Genomic DNA, 20424 nt, shown 5'->3' on the forward strand with positions numbered 1-20424 from the left:
CGCCGGACCGGCCGCCGTCCGCACCCACCGCCCCACCCGGCCCACCGGGCCGCCCGTACCCCCGTCCGGCACCCAGCAGCAGGAGATCGTCCCATGGCCGGTGAAAAGGCCGACGTCAAGCATTTCGACCTCAAGCAGATGGAGAACTTCCGGGACAACGAGGTACAGCCGGTCTACACGGCGGCCAAGAAGCACCGCGAAGAGGGCGACGGGTCCACCATCCGCCCGCTCGGCCACCTCGTCGACGGGCACACCACCCCGGACAACCTCGACCAGAACCAGCAGCTCCTGCGCATCGGCAAGATGGCCACCGAGCCCCTGGTCTCGGGACCGAAGCTGATCGAGGGCGTCCGCACCACCGCAGAGGCCATCGACAAGCTGCTGGGCGACCAGATGGAGCTCTTCAAAGAGCTGAAGGAAGCCCTCTCGGACACCATCGAGGAGGCCAACAAGACCAAGAACAAGAACCTGGACGCGATCGACGCGCAGACCCTGCTGCAGACGTTCGAAGAGGTCGACACCCTCACGGCCGGCGGCACGGAAGAAGAAGACGAGGACTGACCCCGCCCGTGCCGGCGGTGGCCACGACCGGCCGGCGCGCTCCGTAAGACCCCCACGCCCGCGCACCCGTACGAAGACACGGTGTGCCGGTGCGGACGACAACCGACCAGAAAGGGCGCCCGGTGGCCGATCGCTACGACCCCAACTCCGGCACCAACCTCGACAAGTTCGACAACGCCGGCGACCCGTCGAGTGACGTCTGGGCCACCCTGGTCAAACACATCACCGGTTATCCGGTGCCGGACCGCAGCACCATTTTCGACACGCTCCGCTCCGACCACGGCGGCAAGCTCTTCCGGATGGACATCAAGGAGCGCAGCCTCAGCCTGATGGTCAAGGACTCCGGGTTCCTGACCAACACCGGCGAGGACTACGACATCTTCTTCTTCGACGGCGGCAAGAAGACGAAGATCATGCAGGCCCGGATCGTGTTCGAGGGCCGCGTGAAGGCCGGCGAGGAGATCATCTTCGCCGGTCCCGGCTCCGACAACGTCAATGACGCGCAGGTCCGTGAGGGCAACGAGTTCACGGACTACAACAAGGACAAGATGTCCACCATCCCGCTCGCCCGGTACATGAACGGGCCGCGGACGGCGCTCCTGGAGCTGCTGAGGGGCGGCACCCAGAACGCCCGGTTCAGCAATCTGAGCGTGGGCGGCAGCGAAGCGGTGGACCTGAACTCCTTCAACCGGACGGGCGAGTCCTTCGACTACGCCGCCAAGTTCTTCCGGGACCACCAGGTGGTCCTGAAGGACTGGGAGGACCGTTTCAGCAAGGACGACGCCAGCTGGAAGGGCGAAGCCGCGGAAGTCTTCCGCAGCCTGCTGAAGAAGATCCGCGAGAACTACGACGCCTACATCGAGACCTTCGACTCCTCGGCCGGCACCGGCGACGAGACCGGCACCGGCAACACGGTGTACTCGCGCGCCCTGTCGCTCGGCCGCAAGTACCTGGAGGACTCCGCCAGCAAGCTGCTGGAGGCCTGGCTGGCCTGGGCGAAGTCCCCGTACTACGACCCGCACCAGGTGCTGCGCTACGTCCTGGACGACCTCGCCCAGTGGGTGGACGCGAACAACGTCGCCAAGACGAACATCACGTCCACCAGCAACCGCTACACCACCACCGTCCGGCACAGCCCGCAGGGCGGCTTCACCCAGACGCACCCCGAGTACGGCGACCTGACCGACATCGCCAACTGGGCCAAGGTCGGTGACAAGGCGGTCAAGGTCTGGAGCCAGGGCGTCGAGGACTACCTGAGCAAGCCCGCCGCCACGGTGCAGTCGAACCTGAACAACCACTTCCTCGAACTCGGCGAGGACTTCGCGGACAACGTGCCCAAGCCGAAGTCGACCAGCACGGCCTCGGAGGAGTACGAGGAGAAGAAGGCCGAGGAGGAGAAGGAGGAGATCAAGAGGCAGAACGAGGAGAACAAGAAGTACCAGGACGAGCTGCGGGAGGAGCAGAACCGGCAGCGCGAGGAGGACAAGAAGTACCAGGAGGAACTCCGTAAGGAGCAGGAGGAGCAGCGCGAGGAGGACAAGAAGTACCAGGACGAGCTGCGGGAGGAGGCGAACAAGCAGCGCGAGGAGGACAAGAAGTACCAGGAGGAACTCCGCAACGAGCAGAAGGCGGAGCAGGAGGAGGCCAAGCGCGAGGCCGAGGAACTGCGCAACGAGCAGAACCAGCAGCGCGACGAGGACAAGAAGTACGCGGACGAACTCCGCGAGGAGCAGAAGCGCGAGCAGGAAGAGGCCAAACGCGAGGCCGAGGAGCAGGCCAAGGAGGTGCAGGAGAGCCTCGGAGGCATCAACGACCCCAACAATCCGGCCAACCAGCAGAACCTCGACAGCCTCGACGACCTGCTGAACCAGAACAATCCGGTCACCACGGAGAGCCTCGGCGACCTCGACGGAATCAACGGCAACGGGAACGGCGAGGGCAACGGCAACGGCGAGACCGACCTGGGGCCGATCACCTCGAACCTCGGCAACCTCGGCTCGCTGAACTCCCTGAAGACCCCGACCGGCGGCAACACCCAGGCCGACGGCGGCAAGCTCACCACCGACTTCCCGGACGGCACCACCACCTCGTTCGACCCCGACACCGGGACGCTGACCACCACGTCACCGGACGGCAATGTCACCACGCAGGATCTGGGTGACGGTCTGAAGGTGACGAACCCGGACGGTTCGGTGACGTCGATGGGTGACGACGGGAAACTGACGACCACGTTCCCGGACGGCACCACCCAGACCGTCGACCCCACGACCGGGCAGGCGATCACCACCAACCCGGACGGCACGACCACGACGACCGACCTGGGCAGCCTCACCGACCTCAACGGCAGCGCCAACGGCGACGGGGTGCTCGACGGCCCGACCGGCTCCAACACCCAGCTGAACAACGCGGGTGACCTGACGACCGACTTCCCGGACGGCAGCAGCACCTCGTTCGACCCCGACACCGGGACGCTGACCACCACGTCGCCGGACGGCAATGTCACCACGCAGGATCTGGGTGACGGTCTGAAGGTGACGAACCCGGACGGTTCGGTGACGTCGATGGGTGACGACGGGAAACTGACGACCACGTTCCCGGACGGCACCACCCAGACCGTCGACCCCACGACCGGCCAGGCGACCACCGTCGACCCGGACGGCAAGACGACCACCGAGAACCTCGGCAACCTGGGCGACCTCAACAGCCAGAACAGCCTGAACGACCTGAACGACCTGAGCGACCTGAACGACATCACCACCGAGTCGATCGACGACCTGGGCAACCTCGGGGACCTCAACGGCGATCAGAACGGGCTGGAGACCCCGACCGGTGGCAACGTCGAACTCGACGACGCGGGCGACTTCACCACCACGTTCGCGGACGGCAGCGAGAGCTCGTTCGACCCGGACAACGGGCTGCTGACCACCACGAACGCGGACGGCACCACCACGACCACCGACCTGACCCACGGTGCGAGCTTCACCAACCCGGACGGCTCCGTCACCAGTCTGGACAACGGTCAGCTGACCACCACCTTCCCGGACGGCAGCAAGCAGGTCATCGACCCGGACACCGGCATCGCCACCGTCACCGACGCGCAGGGCAACACCGAGCGGGTCGACCTGCACGACCTCAACACGAACGGGAACAACGACAGGTCGAGCGTCCTCGACGGCCTCGGAGACCTCAACGGCCTCGGAGACCTCGACGGCATCGGGGGCGGGGGCGGCGGCACCACCTCCCGGGACGTGCCGCTCTCCGAGCTGAACCTCGGCGGCGGCAGTACGGGCCTCGGGTCGACCGGCGGCGGCCTCAACGGGTCGGACGGCCTGTCCTCGGACTTCAGCTCGTCCGGGGTCGCCCCCCTCTCGGACAGCGCGGCCTCCCCGCTCGCCGCCACCACCGCGGCGGCCTCGGCCGGGACCCCCGGCGCCCCCGGGACACCGGGCAGCCCCGGTATGCCGATGGGCGGCGCGGGCGGCATGGGCGGCGGCGCCGAGAAGGGCAACGGCGAGCGGGTGCGTTCCGTCCTGGTCGACGCGGCCGAGGAGAGCGAGCGCCGCAACCGCCGCAGGCGCAACCCGTGGAACCGGCAGGAGGACAGCGACACCTTCCTGGCCCCGGCCTCCCGGGTCAACACCACCGGCGGCGCCGGCGAGTCCTCCGAGGAGGAGTCGGAGCCGGGCCGCAGGGCCACCAGCTCCGACTACCTGGAGGAGGACGCGGACGTGTGGGGCACCGAGGAGGGCGGCACACCGGCCGTGATCGGGCGGTGAGCACGGTGGGGGTCCGGCGCGGCCACGGCGGGGCCCGGTCCGGCCACGGCGGGAACAGGGGAGAGACGAATCCCACCCCTCCCGGACTTCCGCGAAGCGGCCCTCACCAGGCAAGATCAGCAGGGCAGTTGCCGACGAGAAGGGCGGGGCGGTCGTGACGGAACCGCTGGAGAAGCGGCTGGAGAAGGCCATGGCCGAACTCCAGGCTGCCCAGGAGGCGGTCGCGCGCACCGAGCGCGAGCTGCGCCAGGCGTCGTTCGCCGTGCTCTCCTCCGACCGCGCGGTGCGCGCCACCGTGGGCCCGCAGGGTGAACTGACCGGGATCGAGTTCCTGGAGAACAAGTACCGGGACATGTCCCACCAGGAGCTGTCCGCGAGCGTCCTCGAAGCGGCGAACGCGGCACGCCTGAAGATGAACAAGCACGTGATGAAGGCGATGGCACCCTTCGCCGAGCCCAGCAGTGACGTGCCGGAGCTGAAGGGCTTCGAGCTGGACTGGGAGAAGATCTTCGGTCCCGCGGTGCTGCAGGAGGACGACGAGGACACGGCGCGCGACGGCCAGGCCACCCCTGCCTGGCGGGACGCGCTCGGCGACGACGGGGAGGACTGACGATGGGACAGCGGTACTACGTAGACCCGCAGCGCATCGAGGCCCTCGCGGGGCAGCTGGAGGAGATCGGCACCCTGGCGAGGAGCATGACCGAGGAGTTCCTCGACGAGCTGGCCCCCACCGTCAAGTGGCCCGGCACGGAGGGCGACTTCGCCGAGAAGGCCAAGCCGCAGGAGCAGAAGGAGCGGCAGACCACCAAGGAGACCATGATGTCCATCCGTGACGCCCTGGTGGGCATCACGGACGCCACGGTGAGCCAGGTCCGGCTGATGAAGACCACCCGTGACGGCAACATCGAGGCGATCGAGCAGAACAACCGTGAGCTCGACACCAACGGGCTGGACGGCAACGGCCCGGGCGGGCATGGCCGCCGCTGATCCGCGCGCCGTCGGCCGCTCCCGCCTCGTGCCGGGAGCGGCCGTCCCGTCATGCCCGCATGACGTCCGGGGTGGCGCCCGATGAGCATGATGGCCTCGCCCGAGGTCAACGCGATGCTCTTCATCCTCACCGGTGAGAAGCTCATCGACGCCGACGAGGACCTCGCCTTCGAGAGCCGCCAGCCGTACTCAGGCCTGGGCCGCAAGCTCAACAGGATGTCCTCGCTGATCGAGAAGTCGATCCACGACATCGCCCAGGTCATGCCCGACGACCTCTCGAAGTCGTACGCCAAGGCGATGGGCATGCTCATCGACGACGGCGGCAAGAACTATCTGCGCGAGTTCTCCGAGCAGCTCGACAAGATCGCCGAGGGCCGGCGCAAGACCTCCATGGACATCATGGAGTCCAAGTGGCAGGTCATCGCCGAGGTCATCCGGCTGCTCATCGAGATCGCCATCTATCTGGCGATGTCCTTCTTCACCGGCGGCGCCTCCGCCAGCCAGATCATGATGGCCAAGCTGCGCAGCCGGTTCATGATCCTCACCACGCTCACGCACCTGCTCCAGCGGCTGCACCTGGCGCCCTCGCTGACCGAGGCGTTCGCCGAGGCGTTCACCACCTTCGCGGTGCGCCTCGCGATGATGAACTTCGCCCCGAACGGCCGCCGCCCCGACGGCTTCGACTGGAACGACATCCTCAAGTCCGCCGCGTTCGGCGCCGCGGCGGGCTTTTTCACCAGCATCTTCGACAAGTTCGCGAAGGACATCGTCAAGGCCTTCGACAGCAACTTCCTGAAGAAAGGACCGGATCTCGACTTCAAGAACGGTCCCAACTTCAAGAACCCCCCGAAGCTCGACTACAACAACAACGGGCCGAACCCCAAGCCGAACCCCGACCCCGGTCCCGGCCCCGGCTCCAAGAACGACCCTCCGCCGACCAACAGCCCAGGTCCCAACCCGAACCTGAACAGTCCCAACCTCGCGAACAAGAACTCGTTCTCGTTCCGGTTCAACCCGAACTCCTTCAAGAACAACACCAGCCTGTGGCGCAACAACCAGATCCTGAAGCACAACGCCGACCGGCCGGGCGCGCTCGCCGGGCACTACGGCCTCAAGGGCACCGCCGACTTCCTGGCCGCCGGCGCCGGTGAGGGCCTCGCGGAGATCCTGATCAAGGGCGCCTTCGACGGCGACTGGTCCACCAGCTGGTCGACGTTCGTCGGCGCGGGCGTCAGCAGCCTGGCCGAGGGCGGTCTGTCGTCCACCGCCATCAACAGCGGCGCCGAACTGCGCAACACCATCGAGAAGTTGCGCAACCAGCCGCCCACCGTCTCCGGCGGCAGCGCGGACACCGACACCCGGGACTCCGACGGCTCCACGCGCACCCGTGGCGACTCCGACAGCGCCGACGGCCCCTCGAACACGGACACGTCGGGTTCCTCGGGGTCGAACTCCACGAACTCGTCGAGCTCTTCGGGCGGCGGGTCCACGCGCAACGCGCCCCCGGTGGTCTCCCAACAGAACACCGGCACGGGCGACTTCACCGGGGACTACACCGGGACCGACCTGCCTCCGCCCTACTCGGTCGGCGAGCCGCCCCCGTACGTCGGCGTGAACCCGCCGGCGTACACGCCGGGTCCGATGCCCGTGACCGCGGCGGAGAACGAGCTGTGGCAGCAGGTCCACAACGGGCCCGCCGAGGTCCGCGAGCAGGCCCTGCGCGATCTGGCCGAACTGCGCGGCTCCCAGCAGCCCGGCAGCACCGAGATCGGCGTCCGCGACAACCTGCACAGCAACCTCTCGCAGCTGCCCGAGGTCCGGGTGGTCCCGGCCGGGAACAGCCCCGCCGCCCAGATCGACGCCGACGAGGTCCGCCGCGCACTCGACAGCTTCGGCACACCCGTCACGGTGGACAACCCGCTCACGACGGACGGGTTCGGCAACGACTCCTCGGTCAACTCCGTTCCCGAGCCCGGTGGTTCCGAGGTCGCGCAGGGCAATCCGGACGTGGGCTCCGAGCAGACGAACGGCGGCCCTGTCCCGTCCAACGGCCTGACCAACTCGGCTGCGACGAACACCGGCACGGGTACGAACACGGGCACGGGCACGAACACCGGCACCGGCACCGGCACGAACACCGGCACGGGCACGGGTACGAACACCGGCACGAACACAGGTGCTCGGCCGGGTGGCGCCCCCGCCGCCGGAACCAACCAGTCCTCCTCGAATTCCTCGACCTCCTCGGAGACGCAGTCCCAGGACTCCAGCGACCTGGACCTCACGAACCCGGCGGACGGTTCGCAGACCACGACCGATGACACCGCGCAGACCTCGGAGACCTCGTCGTCGGAGACGACGACAGAGCCGCAGACCACTGTCTCCCCGGACAGCACCATCTCCCTGGAGACAGTCGACTCCGCTGAGAATGCCGTCACGTCGGACTCCGTCGACAGCACTTCCGTGCCGGACACGGACACCGGCGCAGCGCCCCCGAAGGTGAACACCACCGGCTCGTACGCCGATACGGGCGACGTACGTGACATCGCCGATGTACGTGACGCGGCCGACGTACGTGACACCGCCGACGTACGTGACACCGGCGGCCCGAGCGACGTGAAGGCGGGGCCCGCCGCCGTCACGAATCCCGAGGTCACCAAGGCGCCGCCGCTGACGATCGTGGTCTCGGAGGTGCCGCCGCCGGGGGAGGGGTCCCCGGAGGCGGCCGAGCTGCTGGACGGTGCCGGGGTCGACCGGGCCGTGGTGCTCGGTCCCGCGGTCGCGCCGGACGGATCGGGCCGTCCGGTACGCGCCGCCGTCGAGCTGACCCGGGAGGGGCCGGGCGCCCCGGTCCGGGCCCGCCCGCTCGCCGGGCCACCGCCCGCCATGACGACGGACGGCACCGCGGACACCGCCGTCACCTCGGACACCGACTTCCCCGGTGCGAACGTGCTGCTGCCGCTTGCCGACGCCTTCGGCCATACCCCCGCCACGACCTCCGGCCCCGCCCCGCAGGCCGAGGTGAAGACCGACAGCGACCCGGCCCCCGCCCCGCGCCCGAAACTGGTCTCGGACGTGACGACGGGCCTGAACGGCACCGGAGTCGGTCCGACCCCCACGGACACCGCCGCCCCCGTCACGGCCAAGCTGGCCACCCTCTCCCGTCCCTGGAGCGAGACGGCCACCGACCTGCACCTGGAGTCGGGCGACAGCGACGCGACCGGGGGCCGGACCTCCGACCTCGGCGGCGGACGCGGGCCCGGCGACGGCGGCACCCCGCCGCCTTCCCCCACCACGCCGGCCGACCTGTCACCCGACACATCGGACAGCACCCCCGCGACACCCCCGGTGGCGCTGCCCGTGACGCCCTCCGCGACACCCCCGCCCACCGGGCGGATCGTCGTCCGGCCCACGAGCGGGCAGGCCGTCACCACCCTGGACGGCCACACCGTCCCCGTCGCACAGCTGCGCCGCCTGGTGCCGAACTCGACGGTGAAGCCGCAACCGGGCCGTGCCGTACAGACGTTGACCATCTCGCAGGGCCCTGCCGAGGACGGCACGGCGCACAGTGCGGCGCGTCGCGAGCTGCTCGGCCAGGACACCTTCCGGGGTGTGCGCACCACCTCCGTCTCCCCGACTCCGGAGACCGCCGGGGACCCGCCGGTCCGCCGTACCGTGTTCACCGGCCCGCCGACCGCGCTGCCCGGCTCGGGCACCGAGCGCGGCGCCGACTACTTCGTGGGACACGCCACCCCTCGTACCGTCACCCTCGGTACCGACGACGCGGCCCACCCCACCGTGAAGGTCAGCGGTGTGCAGTTCGGTGAGGTGCTCAACTCCTGGGCGCAGGACGGCGATGAGGACCGGCCGCTGGTGCTGTACTCCTGCGAGACCGGGCGCCAGCCCGAGATCGCGGGACTGCCCGTGGCGCAGCACGTGGCGAACCGCACCGGGCGCCAGGTGTACGCGCCGACCACCGAGGTGGGCACCGCCCGGGACGCCGACGGCAACGTCCGCGCCGTGCTCACCGAGGGCCCCGACGGACCGGGAGCGTGGCGGCTCTTCACCCCGGAGCCCAGCGGCACCGACCTGGACGACCTGGCCCGTGACGCCGGACTGCACGCGGGCCCGGGACCGGCCGACGCCTTCGCCAGGGCCCGTACCCTGCAGCAGATCCGCACTCTGCGCGGCGCGCTCGGCCCGGACGCCGAACAGCGGCCGGAGAACCGGGAGTTGCTCGCCGGACTCGCCTTCGTGGACAACCTGCGCTGGGCCGGCCCGGACACCGCCGCCCGCTACGGTGACGGCCGCATGACTCCGGACCTGCTGCGCCGGATGACCGTCGACCGGCGCGGTGCCACAGGTGACACCGGTGCCGGTGCCTCAGCCGACACCGGCGCCGATCCCGCGGCCGACCCCACCGTCGAGCAGTACACCGAATTCCTGCGTGCCGCGGCCGAGTTGCGTGCCAACGCCGGGCCCGACACCACGCTCGACACCCTGCTGCCCCCGCCGCCGCCCGCTCTCCCGCCCACCACCATGGTCTCGCCGGAGGACGTACGCGGACTGTCCTACGCGCCCGCCGCGCAGATCACCTGGTCGCTCGCCGGCACCCCGCTGCCGCTGTCCGAGCTGAACCTGAGTGCCGAGGACACCGCCGAACTCGCCCGCCGCAGACCCGATCTGGCGCCCACGCCGAGCCGCCCGGAGAGCCTCGCCGAGGACCTGGCCCTCCTCAGCAAGAACAAGACCGGTTCGGTGGGCATCGTGCGCGCGAGCGGCCTCGCCTTCCGGCGGCTGGCCACCCCGGGCGGCGGGAACTGCCTCTTCCGGGCGGCGCTCGACAGCGCGCGCAGCCAGACCGTCCCGCCCGCGTGGGCCGCACGGAACGTCGCCGGGCTGCGCACCCGGTTGCGTGACCGGATCACCGGTACCGAACTGGGCGACAACATGACCCGCGCGATCCCGGACCCGGTGTTCTCCGTGGTGGACGACCTGCGGATGCGCGCCCTCGCCGGGGTGCAGAACACAGCGGAACGCGACCGCATCACCCAGCGGTGGAACCGGGTCGCGCAGGACGTCGTCACCGGCGCCGACACCGCCGAGTGGCAGCGGATCATCGCCGAGAGCGACTACCCGCAGCTCGCCGCCGTGGCGCCCACCCCCGCCGACGCGCGCCGCCTCGGCGCCAGGGGGCTGGTCGCCGCGGCGGCCGAACTCTCCGACCTGTGGGCCTCGCCCTTCGCCGACCTGCTTCCGGAAGCGCTGGCCCACACCCTCGACCTGGACCTGCGGCTCGTCCAGCCCGACCCGCGGTTGCCGGGGACCACCTTCGTCAACCCCCTCAACCCGGGAGGCCAGGGCGGCACCCTGCACCTGTCCTACAACGGCACCGACCACTTCGACGCGCTGGTCCCGGCCTCGGCGCCGCTCACCCCCGTACCGGATTCGGCCACCCCCGAACCGGACGCGGACGCGACCAAGGACCTGGCCACGCAGGACCCTGTCACCGAGGACCTGGGCGCCGACGGGGTCTTCGGGGAGTGGCTGCGCAGCATGGGCGGGGTCACCGACCTCGACAGTCCCGCGCCCGAGACCCCGGACCGGGGCGACCCGGTGCCGCTGGAGACCCAGCTCGAACGGCACCGTCCGGCACGGCTGCTGACGGGCCCGGACGCCTGGTTGCCCGGCCCGGCGCCGCAGACCGTCACCTTCGAGGACGGCAGCCGCCTGCCCACGGTCCTGATCGACCCGGGTGCGGACCCCGGCGACGGCACGCCGCCCGGCGGCAAGACCGGCAGGACCGGCAGGACCGGCAAGAGCGGGAAGACCCCGCCCCGTCCCCGGACCGGACTCTTCACCGGCCTGGGCAAGACCACCCTCCGCTCGCCCGAGCAGGTCGCCGAGGAGATCCTGAGCAAGCTTCCGGCGAAGCTGCGCTCCCAGTTCGACGAGGCGGAGCTGCTGCGGCTGCTGACCCAGCAGCCCGACGCCTTCACCGCCCCGCGCGGAGCGCGCTTCGTCGGCCGCGAGAAGTCCGGGGTCGGCCACGAGATGACGGTCGAGGCCATCCCGTACCACCGCTGGGAGCGCTTCTCCAACGTGGGCGACGCCACCGTCAGGGTGGACACCATGCGGCGTGGCCAGGCCGGTACGGGCGGCGGGCGCAGCGTCGGCTTCGGGCGCCGGATCGCCGGCGGTCTGAGCATGGGGCCTCCGCTCAACTGGCTGCTGAAGATCGGTTTCTCGCTGGGCTGGACGCGCCGGACCGACTACGCGCAGGGCACCCAGGCGTACAACCAGTCCGAGTGGCGCAACTGGGAGGGCTCGCACCTGCATCTGGACGACGTCCACTACCGGGTACGGGTGGACCGCGTCACCGAGGGGCCGAAGACGCCCCCGCCCCCCACCGCCCCGACGACGACCGCCACCCCGAGCACCACCACCACGACCGCCACCCCGAGCACCACCACCTCGACCGCCACCCCGGCCACTCCGCTGCCGACATCGAGTTGGCAGCGCACCCAGGTCCACAGCGCGCAGTTCGCGATGCGCGACGGGCTGAGCTGGCGGCTGCCGGACGACCTCACCGTGCCCTACACGGGGCCGCAGCGGGCACCGAAGACGCTCACGTTCCCGGACGGGATCGAGCCGCGGATGACCGACACCACCGCCCTGCACCTGACGGACTCCCCGGAGGACATGGCGATCGCCATCTCCGGCGCCCGGCCCGGGAGTTCGGCGCACCGCACCCTGGTCTCGTACGTCCGGCCGGGGCGTCTCCTCGCGCTGTTCGGCCGGTTCTCCGGACCGGTCACGGGGCCCGAGCTGACCCGGGGCAGCGGACAGCACCCGCTGGGGCACCTGATCGTGGAGCGTTCGGTGCCGCACCGGGCCACCCTGGTCACCGAGTCGGTCAAGGCGGAACTGCGCGACCTCACCCAGACCACGTACCAGAACGAGCGCGGGCACGTCCGCGACACCCGGCTGGGCGTCCAGATCACCGCGGGGCCCAACTACACCCTCGCCGGCCCGGAGACCGACGTACGCCTCCAGGGCGGCCCCCTCGTCCGCGCGGACCTGTCCACCGGGCGTGGCCACTACCTCGGCGTCGACGCGGCGCGGAAGACCACCGGCCGGGTCCGTAACCACCCGGTCGCGCTCTACCGGGTGGAGCGCACCCTGATGGTGCGCAAGCCCGGCGAACCGGCGTCCGCCGCCCGGCCGGTGCGGGTGGTCAGCCTGGACTGGATCTCCACCCAGGACGCGCGCCGCCTCGCGGGCTGGGACAGCCGTACGCCCGGCCAGGCGGGCCCCAACCCGGACGCCGAGCCGCCGGTGCCGTGGTACCTCACCCGGGAGGACCCGGTCCACCTCAGCGGGCAGGTCCGTGCCGAGGGCTTCCGCCCCGTCGCGCCCCCGCAGACCCAGACGCAGTCGCAGACCCCGCCTCCGCCGCCGGTCCAGACCCAGTCCCAGCCCCTGACCCAAGTACAGCCGTCCGGTCAGACCCAGACCCAGTCCCAGCAGCCGACCCAGAACCAGACACCGCCGCCGCCCGCCCCCCAGGACCCCATGCACGCGTTCACGGACGCGGTCCTGGACACGCTGCACCAGTCGTACCCGTCGCTGTTCGTGCCACCGTTCATGCTGCGGCATCCGCGGCTGGCCAAGTTCTGGTACGGCGACGGGCGCATGCGGACCGCGCTGCACAACGACCGCCAGGTGCGCGAGGCGCTGAACCGGCCCAGCCTGTCGCAGAGCCTGGACGACCTGTCCACCACGGGTGTGCCCGTCACCCTCACCGAGGACGGCAAGGTACGCCGCGGCCACCACACCCTCGTACTCAAGGCGCGGCTGACCGACCGGCGGTTCGAGACCACCATGAGCGAGCGCTCGCTGCGCAACGCGGTGATCGGCACCGAGGTCTCCGGCCAGGGGGAGCAGGCGTCCGTCACCCTGTCCGGCGGTGTCGAGATGGGCGTCGGACCGCGCGACCACGACAAGGTGCCCGAGGTGGGGCTGCCGCGCCAGGCAGGCAGCGTGGCCGTCGGCCTGCGGCACGGACGGACCGACCAGAAGGCCACCAGGAACACGGTCGCGGTCGTCCACGACCACCTGATGTTCCAGACCGGCGCCGACCTCTACAGCTACCAGGTGGAACTGGGCGCCACCTTCGAGGGCCACCGCCGCCCGCGCGGCTGGGCGAGGCTCGCCTCGGTCGGCCTGCTCGGCGCGGGCGTCTTCGTCAGCAAGGTCGAGGAACGGCCCCTGTTCACCCGGGGCAGCGAGACCGTCGGCCGGGTGGAGTTGGCCGTACCCGCGGCACACGGCTCCGACCGTTACGCCCCGGCCGACCCACCCCCGACCGGTACGGCATCGACCGGTACGGCACCCGCCGCCACGACCGCGACCACGCCCGCCCCGACACAGCTCTCCGCCGACGCGGCGGACCAACTCATCGACGGCACACGCCCGTTGCCCGCTGCGGAGTCCGCCGACCAGCAGCTCACCAAGAAACTGCTGCGCGCCCCGCACGTGGTGCTCAGCGCCGAAGGCGGCCCGCAGCGCCAGCAGCTCATGCAGGACACCGCCGACCGCGCCTCCGGCACCTCCTGGCACGTCAGCGCGCCCGGCGCCCCGGTACGCACCGCACTGCGCCGCGCGATGGCCAACCTCAGCGTGGCCGGCCAACTCGGCCAGTACCTCGGCCCGTTCGGCTCCCGTGTCGCGGGACTGAACGGCGCCGGACCGTTCAGCACCCACTACCTCAAGGGCGTGGTCCGCGGCGAGCTGAGCAACTTCCGGGTCAGGAGCGACCCCAAGCCGGCCAGCTCCGAGACGACCGTCGGCAACGAACACCGCGTCAACGGCAGCGCCAGCACCGTCTCGCGCACCACCCTCGGCCTCCAGGGCGGCGACACACCCCTGCAGCAGGCCCCCGGCGGCCCCGCGGTGGTCGGCTCCTACTCGGCCGCCCTGCAGTACGCCTGGGGCAAGGGCCGCAGCGTCTCGCAGACCCTCACCAGGGGACGCAACACCACCTTCTCCTACGCCGGCCGGATGTACCTGGTGGTCGCCGACACAGCCGAGACCATCGCCGTACGGGACCGGTGGACGGCCGCGATGGGCGCGATCGGCACCCGCGCCGGGGCCGGCCTCAGCTCCGCGGCCGGACGCGTATCCGACCGCCTGGGCAACAGCCTCGCCCCGCGCAGGGCAGCCGCCGCCCTCCAGCGCATCCGCGACGCGGTCATGTTCCACCTGCCGATGCAGGACGTCATCGAGGCGGGCCTCGCCCCGGACGGCCTGGGCGACAAGACCCCGCACAACCTCGGCCGCGGCTACCGGGTGCCCCCCTACCTGCGGTTCCGCCGCTTCCCCACCCACCCCAGCGGCCAGCTCGACGCAAGTCCCGCGGCACGACCCCTGATCCAGCAGCTGACGCGGATCGGGGTGCCCTCGCACGACCGGGAACAGGTCCTCCAACGCCTCTCCCCGGACTTCCTCGCCGCGCACCTGCACGAGCTGACGACCGACGGCATGACCCTGCCGGTCCGCTACCGCACCTGGTCGAACATGTTCCACCTGCCCGTCAACGGCAGCCCCGGACAACTGCAGTTCAAACTGACACCGATCACCACCACCGTGGACCGGCTGCGCACCGGTTACGAGCTGGAGGACTACCGCACCACCGCCCGCGACGACGCCGCCGGCACCTCACAGGACCGCGGCGCCGACGTGACGCTCAGCGGCGGCCAGCGCGCCGCCGAGGACGGCGTCCTCATCGCCAACCCCTCGCTCCAGGGCACCGCCGCCAAGCAGCGGAACAGCGTCAGGACCCAGACCGCCGGCACCACCGCGATGCCGAACATCGCCACCACCCAGGCGCACGCCGAGATCATCACCGGCTACGCCCTCACCGTCACCATGACGGACTCGACCGGCGACGCGCTCACCCCCGGCGTCTCCAACGTCGACGTCGGCACGCTCAGCGAGGTGCTCCCCGCCAGCCTGCTCACCCCGGACGGCGACGGGTCCGACGGCGCGCTCACCGAGCAGGACATACCGGAACCCGAGCGCGCGGTACGCGTACTGACCGCCGCCCAGGCCCGCCCCGAGGGCATCGCCGCCTGGCGCACCTCCGCCGCCGGGAACCCCGGCGGCAGCCCCGACCCGGACGTGCTGCCCTTCGACGACACCATCGGCTCCGGCATCCTGGCCGTGGACATCCGCGGCGCCGGCAACGTGCACGACGCCCTGACCATCGCCACCGCCCGCGCCGACGGCCTCGGCGACGGCGACCTCGGCAGCCGGCACACCGGCGCCCACCTCGCGAGCCGCGTACGCATGGCCCACCAGACCTCCCTCACCGGCGTCGGCACCGCCCCCGGCCAGGCCCAGCAGGAGGCCACCACACAGGTCGGTCTGACCGGCGGATTCCGTGAGGCGCTCGGCGCGGGCGGCGCGGCACTGCCCACCCAGTCGTCCTCCCACCTCCTCGGCCAGTCGCACACCGCCGACTCCCGTCTCTACGCGAAGATGCACCGCCGCGGCGCGCGGCTGCTCGCCGTGGAGAACAAGCCCCGCATGGAGGCCATGCAGCGGGCGAAGACCTCCGACGCGCTGGAAGCCGGCATCACCGACAACGTCGAGGGCGCCGTGGGCACCGCGCCGCTGGCCGGCACCAGCAACGCCGGTGTCACCAACCCGGGCGCCACGGTCCCGATCGGCGGCACGAACGACGGCACCACCCTCAAGGGCACCGCGGACACCACCCTCGGCACCCACCTCAAGGTCGTCACCGACCGGAGCATGCTCTTCGCGATCCCGGTGAGCTGGCTCTCCGTGGCCGAGGTGGACCACCGCTACACCGACAGCCGCCCGCTGCGCGCGCTCGGCAAGGCCAGGCGCGGACCGCGTGCCGCCGAGGCCGAGACCACCGCGCTGGTCTGGCTGCGCGAGGACCTCGCCCGCGACTACGGGCTCCTCGACGAGACCTCGTTCACCGACGACGTCGTCGCGGCCTGGGACGCCCAGGCCAAGGCCGCCGCCGACCTCGCCACGGCCGAGAAGAGCTACTACGACGCCCGGGCGCGCTCCCGGGAGACCTGGCTCGACCTGAGCGACGAGGACCGGGCCGCGCTCGGCGACGACAACTCCGGCGAGCCGACCGACCTGCCGCCGGACCTCTTCTACTCCCCGGCCGTCATCGCCTGGCAGGCCGCCCGCGAGGAGGTCCACCGCTGGCAGCTGCGCACCGACGCCGCCGCCGCGGACCACCACCGGCTGCACCTCGCCGCCTCCCGCCTCACCGCCCACCACCAGGGCTCGGCCAACGTCAAGGTGCCGGACGCGCCGCAGACGTACACCGCGCCGGACTGGCGTTCCGAGGCACCCGCGCCGTACACCGTCACCGACGCCACCGACTCCGCGCCGCGCACCCTCACCTCGCCGGACGGCGCCACCGTGCGCGAGGTCCACGACATGCCGCACGACGGCGCCTCGTTCTTCCACGCGCTGCTCGCCACCGCCGGCACACAGGGCCGTCTGCCGTACCTGCTCGGCGACGACCTCGCCGCCCGGTTCACCGGCGCGCCCGGCGATCCGGCGGTCACCGCCGAGGCCGTCGGCGCCGCCCGTGACCGCCTCGCCTGGGCACTGGGCGAGGACGGCAACCAGGACCTGCTCGACGCCCTCGCCCTGGACGCCGCGGACACCTTCACCCAGGCCGAACTCGACACGGCGGGCGTGGTGTTCACCCCCGCGCAACAGGCCGAGTTCGACGCCTTCGGCCGCCTCCCGCAGACCTACTGGCCGACCCCCGACCAGCGGGTGGCGCTCGCCACGGTGGCCCTGTCCCGCCCGTTCGCTGCCGAGCCGCCGCAGGACGCCGGCACGGGGCCCGCCGACGGCACACCGAAACCGCCCGAGCGCCGCGCGGGGGACCACGGCGGAGCCGACCTGCTGCCCGCGCTCGCCGCCCGTGTCCTGGGCACCCCGCTCACGGTGGTGACCGGAGAGGGCCGCGACCAGCTGTTCCTCCCGCACGGCGGCGACCCCGCCTCCGTCGACCCGGCCGCCGACCCCGTCCTCTTCACCACCGACGGCTTCTTCCACGCCGCGCTCCCGACCGGCACCCCGGCCCCGGTGGCCACCGCGCTGCCACCGACCACGACCGCTCCGGGTACGACGACCGGGACCACCCCCGTCGGCACCACGCGCCCCACCCCCGAGCAGCCGCCCGCGCACCGCAGCCACAGCATCGCGCCCTGGCTGCCGCCCGCCGACACCACCGGCCCGCGCTACCGCCTCGACCGCGACGGCGTCCTCACCGCGCCCGACGGCGCCACCTACACCCAGGGCACGCCCACCGGCCGCGGCAACGGCTTCTTCGGCGCGCTCTCCACGGCCGTGCTCCAGGCCTCGCAACAGCCCGGAGTCGTCGGCCCGGAGGTGGCGCGCCTGCGCAGGCGCGCGGCGGCACCGCCCATGGAGCTGATGCGCCGGTACGGCCTGCCCGGCGACCGGACGACGCACGACACCCTCTTCACACCCCCGCCGCTCCCCGCCGGCCGCCCCGGCGATCCGGCGCCGAGCCAGTTCATGCGCGACGCCAATCTGCGCCGCCACCTCGCCGAGGCCCCGTGGGGTCCCGCGGCCGACAGCGCGTTGGCCGAGTGGGCCGCCACGGCGACCGGCGCCACGGTCACCCTGATCGAGGAGAACGGCACCGCCCACACCTACGCGGGCCCGTCCGGCGACAGCGGCCCGCACATCCGGCTCCGCCGCCGGGGCGGGGACTTCGTCCCGCTGACCCTGCACACGCCGGCGCCGGCGCCGGCGCCGAAGACGCCGGATCCGAAGGATTCGAAGACGTCCGAGTCCAAGGACTCGAAGGCTCCCGCACCCAAGGACACGAAGGACCCGAAGGGCACGAAGGATTCGAAGGGTACGAAGGGTACGAAGGCGGAGGTCCTCAAGGGGGCCGACGTGGAGGGCTCGACGCCCGTCGACACGGTGCCGCCGATTCCACCGGTTGCTCTGGTGCCGCCCGTTCCGGATCCGGCACTGCAGGAACCGGTCCCGCAGGATGCGATCACCGCTCCGCTGCCCCCGTCACCGACCGGCAGCGACCTCCCGGGTGTCGTGGAGGAGGAGGCGTACGAGCTGAGCACGTTGTCCGGCAACGACGACGGCAACGCCAACGCCAACGGCAACGACGACGCCAACGACGACGGCACCGACGTGCCCACGGCTCCGGCTTCGACCCCGGACCCGGCGCCTGCGCCTGCGCCTGCCCTTCGCCCCTTCAAGCTGGGGAACTTCGAGTTCACCAACCTCAATCAGACGGACAGGTACGTCGACAAGGCGGTCCGGATCATCGAGCTGCTCGACGAGCACCGCACGATCAAGACCTACGTCGGCGATCGTCCCGTACGGATCACCCTGCACCTGCGCACGACGGAAACCCCTGCCGACGTACGTGACCTGGGTGACGCCGGTGTCCAGATCAACCTCGCCAGCTACTACTTCGAGAAGTACGACACCGGCTACATCATGGGGATGCTGTCCCACGAGATCGGCCTGCACCCCCTCGCCTCCCGCGACGCGGAGATTCCCGAGCAGGAGGCGGCGTACCGGGGGATGCCCCTGACCGTGCCGGGGCTGAGCGACCTGAAGACTCCGCGCACCATGAACACCGAGGGCGCGGGTCAGGCCGACCACATCATGGCCGCCTACCCGAGGACCATCCGGTACCGCACCTACCGCGACATCGTCACAGAGATGGCGAGGGTGCTCGCGCAGCGCGCACGGGTCGGCGTGCCGGGAGCCAAGCAACAGGACGTCACCGACCTGTTCGAGACCTACCTGATGGACCTCGCCTCCATCGCGGTCACCAACGACTACCGGATCAACGCGGTCAAGGAGCCCAACTACACGGCGAGGGTCTACAACGCCTACAAGGAGCTGCTGCACGCCGAGTTGGCGGGGAACACCGAGCTTCAGGGACTGCTGCCCTCGAACAAGACGCTGTTCGGTGTCGCGCGGTCCTTCACCCAACTCGCCAGCAGCATCGCGACCAACAATCGCGGCGACAGCATCCAGCAGCCCGTTGCCACCGCTCCGGCGCAGGCCGCGGACAACAACACCGGCGAGGCACGCCCGAGACTTCCTCAGGCCGACACCGCCACCGCCACCGCCACCGACACCGGCAGCGACATCGACACCAGCACCGGCACGGGCATCGGCACCGGTACAGCGCGGCCCAAGGGCTCCCGCGACACCCGTCCCCGGTTCGTGGTGCGTTCCGGCTTCGACGCCCGGCGGTTCTCGTACCAGGGCGAGCCGGTCACCGAGCTGACCGTCCGCGTCGCGCTGCGCGGCACGAACGAGCAGGCCAACGAGGTGTTCGACCAGCTCAAGGCGGGCGTGGACGAGTTCCTGAACGCCCCGGCCCACCGCCTCCCCAACGGCGACCGGCTGCACGTGACCGTCGAGCACGTCGACGTCCCGGAGGTCTCGCGTGCCCCGGGCGCCACGGATGCTCCGCACCTGACCGTGAATCTGGCGGGCCGGGACCAGGCGATGGACCAGATCACCTGGTGGGCCGACGCGGCCCCGGTGCAGTTGGTGCACGAGCTGACCCATCAGCTCGGCCTGCGGGACGAGTACCGGGATGCCGATTCCCCGCACCGCCCGCACATCCTCGGCAGCCTGCTGGGCGACCTCGACGCGGCGCCGGAGGACTCCTCGCTCGCCCCCGCCGGCTTGCGCGACCGGCACCTGGCCCTGCTCGGAGCGCTCATCGGCGAGGTGACTCCGGCGCCCGGGCAGAACGGCGACGAGTCGAACCCGGTCGACCAGAGCTGGGCGGAGGCCCGCGAGGGTGCCACCGCGGAACCGCGCGAGGCCATCTGGGTCGACCCGGTCTCCCTGCCCCGACCGTCGACCGGCGGCACGGCGGTGACCGGGGTTCCGGCTCACATGCAGCAGGACCCGGACGCGAGTACGGCGCCCGTCGTGGCGGAGCCGGTTCTTCGTCCGTTCAAGTTGGGGAATTTCGAGTTCACGAACTTGAATCAGACGGACCGGTACGTCG

At 71.4% G+C, this 20424-nt stretch carries 5 protein-coding genes; all 5 read left to right on the top strand.

Annotated elements, in window-relative coordinates; all coding sequences use genetic code 11:
• Positions 1-93 precede the first annotated feature (93 nt).
• Positions 94-561, top strand: a complete 468-nt coding sequence (locus C6Y14_RS24300) for a type VII secretion system-associated protein (RefSeq protein ID WP_107018903.1) — start codon at positions 94-96, stop codon at positions 559-561.
• A 122-nt stretch (positions 562-683) separates the two neighbouring features.
• On the top strand, positions 684-4337 hold the full coding sequence (locus C6Y14_RS45560) for an AAWKG family protein (protein WP_107018904.1): 3654 nt from the start codon (positions 684-686) through the stop codon (positions 4335-4337).
• Positions 4338-4491: 154 nt separating this feature from the next.
• A complete protein-coding gene (locus tag C6Y14_RS24310) occupies positions 4492-4947 on the top strand; it encodes a YbaB/EbfC family nucleoid-associated protein (RefSeq protein ID WP_107018905.1) in 456 nt (151 codons plus the stop codon).
• A gap of 2 nt (positions 4948-4949) precedes the next feature.
• A complete protein-coding gene (locus tag C6Y14_RS24315) occupies positions 4950-5324 on the top strand; it encodes a hypothetical protein (protein WP_107018906.1) in 375 nt (124 codons plus the stop codon).
• 81 nt (positions 5325-5405) lie between these two features.
• Positions 5406-20424 (top strand): WXG100-like domain-containing protein (locus C6Y14_RS24320; protein ID WP_225891246.1); only part of this gene is annotated, 15019 nt, incomplete at its 3' end.

This window comes from Streptomyces dioscori, assembly GCF_003024195.1.
In the GTDB taxonomy this organism is placed as follows: Bacteria; Actinomycetota; Actinomycetes; order Streptomycetales; family Streptomycetaceae; genus Streptomyces; species Streptomyces dioscori.